Origin of the sequence: Limnospira sp. PMC 1279.21, assembly GCF_032349615.1 — a bacterium.
Classification (GTDB): domain Bacteria; phylum Cyanobacteriota; class Cyanobacteriia; order Cyanobacteriales; family Microcoleaceae; genus Limnospira; species Limnospira fusiformis.
This window is the reverse complement of the sequence record NZ_JARPLU010000472.1, coordinates 1-718: the sequence shown is the minus strand read 5'-3', so window position 1 is coordinate 718 and position 718 is coordinate 1. Positions and strand designations below refer to the sequence as shown.

Sequence of the window (718 nt, the reverse complement as noted above, 5' to 3'; positions counted from 1 at the left end):
ATTCTCCGGGTCGCAGAGAATCAAACATTCGTTCGCCGCTACGCCGAGTTCCTCCCAACTTAGGACTAATCAGCTCGCTGTGGCGGATGCGTAGGCGGATTAGTAACTAATGTATATGTATCAGAGCAGAATAGTTTGACTAAATTTTTGCGAGAAATTAGTAAACAATATGCCTCAGCTTAAGTCTCTATGAATCTCCGTAGTTAACAGCAGGCGATACAGTTAAGATGGTGCGTCAATTATGGGGAGGTGTCTTCACCTCCATATCTGCCAGGTTTGACGCACCCTACAGGTAATTATTTGGGGGTTAAATTAGCCTAAAATAACCGTGAATTATTCCGAGGTGTCTTGACCTGGATATCTTGTCGGTTGGAAGGACCCTAGAAAGACTGTGTTGAAAAATAAGCGATCGCACGTCCCCCCTAGGCGGTAAGCTGTTGGAGAGCATGATTTAATCTCAAATTAGGTTAATATTTTAGGGCAATAGGGTATAATAAGCGAGAAGGGTTGAGGATAAACCTATTGCCAGATATGTCAAACCCAAGGAAGCCGCCCAAATCCTTGGAGTCCATGAAAGAACACTCCGCAGATGGGACGACAATGGCTCAATCGAGACCATCAGAACCCCCGCTGGGCAACGACGATACAACGTTGAGTGATATACTGCCATATCAGGCAGTGACAAACGCAAAGTCGTTATCTATGCCAGAGTTAGTAG

The 718-nt window shown here is 45.1% G+C and carries 1 pseudogene; it reads left to right on the top strand.

The window, feature by feature from the left end:
- Positions 1-521: 521 nt before the first annotated feature.
- Positions 522-656: pseudogene (locus P5683_RS25495) on the top strand (MerR family DNA-binding transcriptional regulator); the annotation flags it as partial.
- Positions 657-718 lie beyond the last annotated feature (62 nt).